Source organism: Thermodesulfobacteriota bacterium, assembly GCA_036397855.1.
Lineage (GTDB): Bacteria > Desulfobacterota_D > UBA1144 > Nemesobacterales > CSP1-2 > DASWID01.
In genome coordinates this window covers 1-7,491 of the sequence record DASWID010000072.1, presented here as the reverse complement: position 1 = coordinate 7,491, position 7,491 = coordinate 1, and the positions used below count along the sequence as shown (strand labels likewise).

9 protein-coding genes are annotated in these 7,491 nt (G+C 40.6%); 4 read left to right on the top strand and 5 right to left on the bottom strand.

Annotated elements, in window-relative coordinates; all coding sequences use genetic code 11:
- Positions 1 to 148: 148 nt before the first annotated feature.
- The gene (locus VGA95_05695; protein ID HEX9666038.1) at positions 149 to 1,297 is read right to left on the bottom strand and encodes a thiolase family protein; all 1,149 of its coding nucleotides are present in this window, start codon (positions 1,295 to 1,297) and stop codon (positions 149 to 151) included.
- A 406-nt stretch (positions 1,298 to 1,703) separates the two neighbouring features.
- On the opposite strand from VGA95_05695, the gene VGA95_05690 reads away from it, so the two are divergent.
- Positions 1,704 to 2,678, top strand: a complete 975-nt coding sequence (locus tag VGA95_05690; GenBank protein HEX9666037.1) for a helix-turn-helix domain-containing protein — start codon at positions 1,704 to 1,706, stop codon at positions 2,676 to 2,678.
- Positions 2,679 to 2,724: 46 nt separating this feature from the next.
- Here the strand turns inward: VGA95_05690 and VGA95_05685 are convergent, their stop codons facing one another.
- The 3 genes from VGA95_05685 to VGA95_05675 are packed head-to-tail and all read right to left on the bottom strand — an operon-like array spanning position 2,725 to position 4,093.
- Entirely contained in the window at positions 2,725 to 3,123 is a 399-nt protein-coding gene (locus tag VGA95_05685) for a hypothetical protein (GenBank protein ID HEX9666036.1), read from the bottom strand.
- The gene (locus tag VGA95_05680; protein ID HEX9666035.1) at positions 3,116 to 3,877 is read right to left on the bottom strand and encodes an AAA family ATPase; all 762 of its coding nucleotides are present in this window, start codon (positions 3,875 to 3,877) and stop codon (positions 3,116 to 3,118) included. Before VGA95_05680 ends, VGA95_05685 begins: the two co-directional genes overlap by 8 nt.
- 12 nt (positions 3,878 to 3,889) lie before the next feature.
- Positions 3,890 to 4,093 (bottom strand): helix-turn-helix domain-containing protein, encoded by a 204-nt coding sequence (locus VGA95_05675; GenBank protein HEX9666034.1) that lies wholly within the window; start codon positions 4,091 to 4,093, stop codon positions 3,890 to 3,892.
- Positions 4,094 to 4,434: 341 nt separating this feature from the next.
- Here VGA95_05675 and VGA95_05670 point away from each other — a divergent pair, with 341 nt between their 5' ends.
- Positions 4,435 to 4,815, top strand: a complete 381-nt coding sequence (locus tag VGA95_05670; GenBank protein ID HEX9666033.1) for a hypothetical protein — start codon at positions 4,435 to 4,437, stop codon at positions 4,813 to 4,815.
- 96 nt (positions 4,816 to 4,911) lie between these two features.
- On the opposite strand, the gene VGA95_05665 is transcribed toward VGA95_05670, so the two are convergent.
- On the bottom strand, positions 4,912 to 5,640 hold the full coding sequence (locus VGA95_05665; protein HEX9666032.1) for a tyrosine-type recombinase/integrase: 729 nt from the start codon (positions 5,638 to 5,640) through the stop codon (positions 4,912 to 4,914).
- A gap of 128 nt (positions 5,641 to 5,768) precedes the next feature.
- Here VGA95_05665 and VGA95_05660 point away from each other — a divergent pair, with 128 nt between their 5' ends.
- Entirely contained in the window at positions 5,769 to 6,911 is a 1,143-nt protein-coding gene (locus tag VGA95_05660) for an acyl-CoA dehydrogenase family protein (protein HEX9666031.1), read from the top strand.
- A gap of 115 nt (positions 6,912 to 7,026) precedes the next feature.
- Positions 7,027 to 7,491: hypothetical protein (locus VGA95_05655; protein ID HEX9666030.1), on the top strand; the 465-nt coding region annotated here is incomplete at its 3' end.

Sequence of the window (7,491 nt, the reverse complement as noted above, 5' to 3'; positions counted from 1 at the left end):
TAGTATTTAGGAAAAGTGTATTTCCCACATGCCTTACATCGACCTGCAATAAGATGCGGACGAGGGGTTGTAGAGAATAAGTCTGGTCTATATATTTCACTCTGATCATTTATCTTTTTACTCATATCTTCTCTTCCCGATCTCCTTCCTAACCACCTAATATGCTTACTACACAAGTAATTCCATCCATAGCTGGCTGGGCTCCACCCATTGTTTCTATAATTCCAACTTTTGCATCCTGCACCTGGCGTGCTCCAGCTTCGCCACGCAACTGCCATACGATCTCTGCTGTCTGTAAAAGTCCTGTAGCTCCTACTGGATGCCCCCTAGACAAAAGTCCTCCTCCCGGGTTGACAACTATGTCTCCTCCAAGTGATGTTCTCTCTTCTTCGATGAGCCTAGCTCCTGCTCCCTTTTCACAGAATCCAAGAGCTTCATAAACTATCATTTCCGCTATAGAAAAAGCATCATGAATCTCAGCCACATCCATATCTCCAGGCCCCAATCCAGCCATTTCATACGCCATTCCAGATGTTCTAGAAACATTTTCAGAAGGGTCACAGATCAGTTTTTCAGGGGTACTATATTTCCCAGACTGAGCAGCACAACCAAGCACTTTGATAGGTTTTTTAGTGGCTAGCTTATTCACTAACTCTCCCGAACACAGCACAGCCGCCGCCGAGGCATCCCCTACAGGACAGCACTGACTACGGGTCAGAGGATCTGCAATCATCGGTGAACTGAGTACCTCTTCTATCGTTGTCTCTTTTCGATATTGAGCAATTGGATTTAAGGCAGCGTGCTTACGGCTTTTTACTACTACCTTTGCTAATTGCTCAGCTGTAATATCGTATTCTTCCATGTATCTTTTTGCTCTCATAGCATAAAGAGCTGGCATCCCCATTCCCATAGCAACTTCTATATCGTCTTCCTCAAGAGGTAGTGGTCCTCCAGAAAGAATACGGCTAAGATTCTCGACTCCAAGAGCAAGAACGATGTCATATTGACCATACGATATAGATCTCCAGGCTTCCCACAACGAAAGTGTTCCGCTCCCACACGCTCCCTCAACATTTACAACAGGTTGTCCAACTAGCCCAATTTCCTTAAGGGTTCTTTGCCCAACACCCATTCCCTGGTAAACATGTCCACAAAAAGCTATTTCAATTTTCCTCGGATGAATACCAGCGTCCTTAATTGCAGCCCATGCTGCTTCGCGCCCTAATATATGGGCAGGTTTATCTGGGAACCTGCCACAGGCCGTTGTTCCAACGCCGAGAATATAAACATCTCTCATAGTTATAACCTCCCTAGCTAAACTTCTTTTATTTTAAATTATTTTAATCCCTGATTGCAAGTTGAATTTAAACTGAGTGCAATAGCGGAACCGTATTTCACAAACACTTGTTTGGGAAGTTCCTAACCTATGAACTGCCGAAGTTCATAACTACACTAGTTAGGAAGTATGAAACGCAGCAACTTTCGTATTTAGGATAAGATGTCAGCAAAGAATCAAGTTGATTTTCACAGCCCATCAAAATATAATAGCGCTTAAACTAATATACAAAGAAATAAAAAAGCCGCCGAAGCCTAGCAGAGAGCTAATAGCAACGGCGGCAACCGGAAGGTGGAACATCTTAATGATACCTTCTGGCAAGACACGCTGTCAAGCTTTTTGTTTAACAAAAACCGGGAGGTGCACTATGACGGTAAAACAACAAGATAAATCCAAAATAGTCCAAATCTGGGGAGATGTATTAGATGAAGGATTTACGAGTGTCCCTAATATACTTCTTCGGTATAGGTCAAGCCTAGATATCAAACCGCAGCATCTTGTTTTAATAATTGACATAATGTCATTTAAATGGGATTCAGAAAATCCCTTTCCAAGTTATTCAACTCTAGCACAAAGAGCAGGCGTTGCAGAAAGAAGCATAAAGAGAATAGTGCAGGATTTGGAAGAAATGAATTTGTTAATCAGAACACAAAGATTTGATGAAGAAAGCGGAGCTCAAATAACAACGATTTTTGATTTTCGACCTTTAGTACAAAGACTTATAGAAGCAATGCCTAAAATTGAGGAAGAACGTTTAAATACCACAGATAAGGCAAAAACCCACAAGAGGAGGGGGGGTGACAAATATGTCAGAGGGGGGGGTGACAAATATGTCACGGGGGGGGTGACAAATATTTCCGGGGGGGGGGTGACAAATATGTCACCCAAAGAATACTCATATATTAATAAGACTCATATAAATAAGAATAAAAGTACCCTTAAGGTAAAAAACAGCGAAAATGGAAAGGATAGCAGCCTAGAAATATCTCCTAGTATTGCTCAAAGTGAAAAAGAAAGGGTGCAAGAGTATTTTAGAAATGGGATTTTTAGAGAAAGACTTTTTGAGATATATGACAACTTATATAACATAAAGTTAATAGAAGAGCTAGTCGAAGAGGGGGTTTATAAAGCCTGCAAAGAAATTATGACCAACAGAGTAAATGAATTATCGAAAAACAATATCAAAGTTAATCCAGATCAAATTGCGGAGGAGGTTAAATCAGAATTTCCATATCATAAGATTCCTAAAGCTTATGAAAAAGCAAGAAGCTTTTTTGTCGCGACTGTTTGTACACTTACTGCTGAAAAGATATCCTTACTTTTGGGGAAAAAACAAGTCTAGATTTGAGTTGTTCCTAGCAATTTCTTTAAAATAAGTGTTATATTTCCTATTTTGAGTTAAAGCCTTGTCTAAGGCGATCTATAAGTTCTGTTTCATCTCCTATTTCGTTTGTGTCAATATCCAAGTTTTTGGCTGCATTGATCATGGCTCTTAGAATGGAGTTTTTTGTAATCCTCTCCTTTCTATTGGCAGGTGATCTTTTTTTCATTATCTCCCTTTCAAGCTTAGAGAGAAATTCAAGGTGGTCTTCCCCCAATCTAAGAGTTAGTTTTATTTCATAGGTCTGGAATTTTGGAACTCTGGAGTTTCGACTAGTTAGAACCATCTCTACAGATGCCGTAGTAGTATCTAATTCGTTTCGTTCTAAGCCTTCTTTATCATGTATTTGAACAGTTGGTTTTATCCAACTGAGGGGGTCAGCTCCTAGCACCTTCCTTTTAGACACAACTATCTACCTCTCTTGACAGGGTTTCATAATCTTCTGCTCCAGTAGACCGGGGATCGTACAGCAAAATCGGTTTTCCATGACTTGATGCCTCAGCAAGTCTTACATTTTTTCGTACTATAGTTTTATAAACTTTGTCTCCAAAATGTTCTCTAATTTTTTCCATAACCTCACGAGAGAGGTTTGTTCTTCCGTCAAACATTGTAGGTACAATCCCAGTTATTCTCAGATCCCGGTTTAGCCTTTTTTTAACTATGTCTACAGTATGAAAAAGCTTACCCATCCCCTCAAGAGCGAAAAACTCTGTTTGAACAGGAATAATTATTTCTTTTGCTACGGTTAATGCGTTAACCGTAAGAAGCCCGAGGGAAGGAGGCGAATCTATTAGTATATAATCGTAATTATTGGCTATTTTTTCAACAGCATCCTTTAATATTATTTCCCTCCCTACCATTCCTGCAAGTTCTATCTCCACTCCCGAAAGGTTTATATCGGCTGGAGCAATGAGTAGGTTATCAACTGCTGTTTTCCGAATAACATCTGAAAATAGCCTTTCGTCCATCATAACATCATAAACGCTTCTTTCTACTTCGTGGGGTTTCAGCCCAAGATGGATCGTGCTATTCGCCTGCGGGTCTAAATCTATTAGCAGAACGCTTTTACCAAACCTTGCCAGATATGCACCAAGATTGACTGCGGTTGTAGTTTTTCCGCTTCCGCCCTTTTGATTGATTATAGCAACTATCCTGCTCATTTATTATCCAGTTTATCTACTTTCTTGCGATATTTCTTGGACCTTTTTCATTAACCATTTGTCGAGTTCTGATTTTATAAAGCGCCATTCTCTACCTAATTTGAAAGCAGGTATATTGTGTTCTCTGATGTGACGATATAAGGTCCGAGGAGCTATTTTTAGATATTTGCTAGTCTCTTTGGTTGTTAAGACTTCTTCTTGAGAAGTTTTATTCATATTGACCCTATTACCTAAACTTTTGAAGATTTCTCATAAATGGAAGAGCGATTGATCCATTTTGAAGTATTATTAGATGCTTTTGTGTGATTAGTTGTTTGTTTTGCAGATTTTAGAGAACTATTTGTTCTTTGTCAATCGTCTTTGTATGTTTTAGAGATAATTCATCTTTCTACGGACAAATTTTAAAATTATTTCTAATTTCTGTTGACTTTCTCTCGAAAACCATGATATAAAAGCTCATATAGAAGCCGGTAACAAGAGGGTTATTGTTTCTTAAAGTTGAGGTTGTTTTAATTTTCTGATGCAAATGAAATCTGTAAGGGAAGGAGGTAAAAAAAATGGGATTTCTCAGTAATTCACAGCTTAAACAATTTAGTTGTGGTGACGTCATTCCGGGGAGCAGCGGAATGCTTACACTTGCTTTTGGTCCAGCTAGTGATGCGCTTAGCAACGCTCCTGCCGGCAATGCTAATTATCCATTCTGGTTTGGCTGGTATCGTTGCAATATGGGTGAGGAACTGAAGAGATTTAAGAATTCAGAGACCTATGTAGCCTATTACGTCACGAAGGGAAGTTTTAAGATTTTGAGTGAAGGTGAGACCAAAACTATTGGAGAAGGAAGCTGGGTAGGGTTCCCACCCCAGACAGAGTACGAAGTCCATTGTATGGCGAATGGCTCTGAGCTAGTTTGGGTATATGTGCCTCCTAAAGCGGGATAATCAGCTATCTGGTTAAAATTTGCAAAAATTGTAGAGACAGGACCGGAGGGTTTAATAAAAACCTTCTGGTTGGTATGCTATTGTTTGAGATGTAGGTTAAAACTCAACTTTTTTCATGGCTTTTTGGTATTTTTTTTCAATGTCTTTTAGAGCTAGATGTTGATATATTTTAAGGCTCTCTTTAGAGCTATGCCCGGTTATCAGCATAAGCTCCCCGTCTGTAAATCCGTGCTTTGAAAGCCAGGTTATTGCTTGGTGCCTAAATGTGTGTGGAGTTGCCTCAATACCAGCCTTCTCGGCGTAGTGTTTAACTATCTGTTGAATTCTTCTTGGCGTATATTGATCATTCAATCTTGTTTGAAAGAGATATTTATTCTTTGGATGGTTTTTAATATAAATCTTTAGTGCTGTTTTAAAATCCGAATTAAAAAGAACATACCTGTCTTTTCCGCCTTTACCCTTTTCGATAAAAATCTTATTTTCATCCGGATATATATCGTTCATCCTGATGTTTACCAACTCTCGATTTCTTACTCCGGTGAAGAATAAGAGTTTTAACATAAGCTCATGTTGGATGTTATCGGCTTTCTCAATCGCACGGTAAAATCTCTTGACCTCTTCTTCAGAGAGAACACGGGGAAGGTTCTTAGTTCTTTTTGCTGGTTTTAAGTCAAGCCGCTTTCTCACTCTGCCGTAAGCATATCTCAGGTCATAATAATCCCATCCTTCTTGGCGTACTATATTAGCAATTTTTCGTATCGTGTTTTCTTTCGCTTTACTAAGAGGTAATACGAAATGTCTTGAGTTTTCTGTTCTTTTTTTCATATTGTAGATTATAAACTAAGCCCGGAATTTCGTGAACTTTATATTATGCGAAAACGTGATATAATCAAAGCTTTCCATTTACCTGGCTTTTTGTGGTTGATAGCAATAAATTAATAGGAGGGAAAAAAGTGCCTCTCGATTTTGAATTTACAGAAGAGCAGAATATGTTCAGGGACACGGCGAGACAGTTCGGGAAGAACGAGATTGAGCCGCTTATCGAAGAATACGAGAAAAAAGAGGAATTTCCAAAGGAGCTTTTCCCCAAGCTTGGCGAGATGGGGTTTCTAGGGATCGTGTTTCCCGAGGAATACGGCGGAGTGGGGTTAGACAAGGTAACCGATTGTATATTTGCCGAAGAGATGGGGAAGATAAACGCGGGGATAGCTATGTGTATAAATGCCCACATAGGATTAGCCTGCTTTCCCATTTATAAGTTTGGGACAGAAGAGCAGAAGCAAAAATACCTTGTCCCCGGAATCATTGGGGAGAAGATAGGCGCTCTCGGGCTTACCGAACCCAACGCCGGAAGCGACGCCCGCAGTATCCGCACACAGGCTGTTAAAGAGGGCGATAGGTATATACTCAACGGGGCTAAGACATGGATTACAAATGGCTGTATGGCGGATTTCACGATTGTTGCCGCATATACGGATAAGAGCAGAAAGGGGGAGGGGATTAGCCTCTTTATAGTTGAAAAAGGCTTTCCGGGGTTTAAAGTGGGAGGGAAGATACATAAGCTCGGCCACAAGGCGGCAGACACCGGAGAGCTTGTTTTTGAAAATTGTGAAGTTCCAGAAGAGAATTTGTTAGTTGGAGAAGGGGGGTTTGAGCGCGCCATGTCAACCCTTCTTGGAGCAAGGATTACCCATGCAGCAAAATCTGTTGGAATGGCGCAGGCCGCTTTTGAATATGCCCTTCAGTACTCAAAAGACAGAGAGGCGTTTGGGAGACCCATCTCTAAATTCCAGGCTATAAGTTTTAAACTGGCAGATATGGCGGTAAAGGTAGAAACTGCAAGGCTCATGGTCTATAAAGCCGCCTGGCTTTATAGTCAGGGGAAACGATGTGTGAAGGAAGCCTCGATGGCTAAGCTTTATGCTGCAGAGGTGGTCCAGTGGGTAGCCACTGAAGCTGTACAGGTTCTTGGTGGATATGGTTATGGAGTTGAATACCCTGTGGAGAGATACTATAGGGATGCAAAGCTTGCTTCCCTTACCGAAGGGACTTCTGAAATTCAACATATTGTAATAGCTCGTGAGCTTGGAATTTAACAACCGGCAGCGTGTTTCCGCTATTGTAAAGCCTTTTAAACCCCAGAAAAAACTTTTAATATTGTCAATTTATGGTAAGTTTTTGTATTAAACACAGATTAAAGGGGGAAGAAAAATGGCAACCTCAATTCCAAAAGTGGAAGACGCACGAGAAGTTTTGAAAAAGCATAAAATTGTGATCGCAGGCGTGGGAGAAACAGAACAGGGTAAAATCCCTAATAAAAGTTCCTTTCAGTTTCTTTCAGAAGCTTCCAAGCTGGCGATTGAAGATGCAGGCATAAAAAAATCAGACGTAGATGGTTTAGTAACCGCTTTTTCGTTGGTAGAACATACATTTATGCACTGTACCACCTTTGCAGACTATTTTGGCTTAAGACCCAGGTATTTTTCCTCGGTCGCAATAGGTGGGGCAACCGCCGTTTGGATGGCGGCCGAAGCCGCTATGGCTATTGCCTCTGGACAGGCTGAGGTAGTTCTATGCGTAAGAGGAGATAATACTCTTTCTGGGATTTCTTCTTCTGGCATGGTCGCACTAATCCGAGAGATGTGCCATGCGGAGTTTGAGTTTCCTTATGGGTTA

Excerpts from the sequence above, each read along its gene's own strand:
- VGA95_05695 (HEX9666038.1), bottom strand. The coding sequence starts at position 1,297 with ATGAGAGATGTTTATATTCTCGGCGTTGGAACAACGGCCTGTGGCAGG.
- VGA95_05690 (HEX9666037.1), top strand. The coding sequence starts at position 1,704 with ATGACGGTAAAACAACAAGATAAATCCAAAATAGTCCAAATCTGGGGA.
- VGA95_05680 (HEX9666035.1), bottom strand. The coding sequence starts at position 3,877 with ATGAGCAGGATAGTTGCTATAATCAATCAAAAGGGCGGAAGCGGAAAA.
- VGA95_05675 (HEX9666034.1), bottom strand. The coding sequence starts at position 4,093 with ATGAATAAAACTTCTCAAGAAGAAGTCTTAACAACCAAAGAGACTAGC.
- VGA95_05670 (HEX9666033.1), top strand. The coding sequence starts at position 4,435 with ATGGGATTTCTCAGTAATTCACAGCTTAAACAATTTAGTTGTGGTGAC.
- VGA95_05665 (HEX9666032.1), bottom strand. The coding sequence starts at position 5,640 with ATGAAAAAAAGAACAGAAAACTCAAGACATTTCGTATTACCTCTTAGT.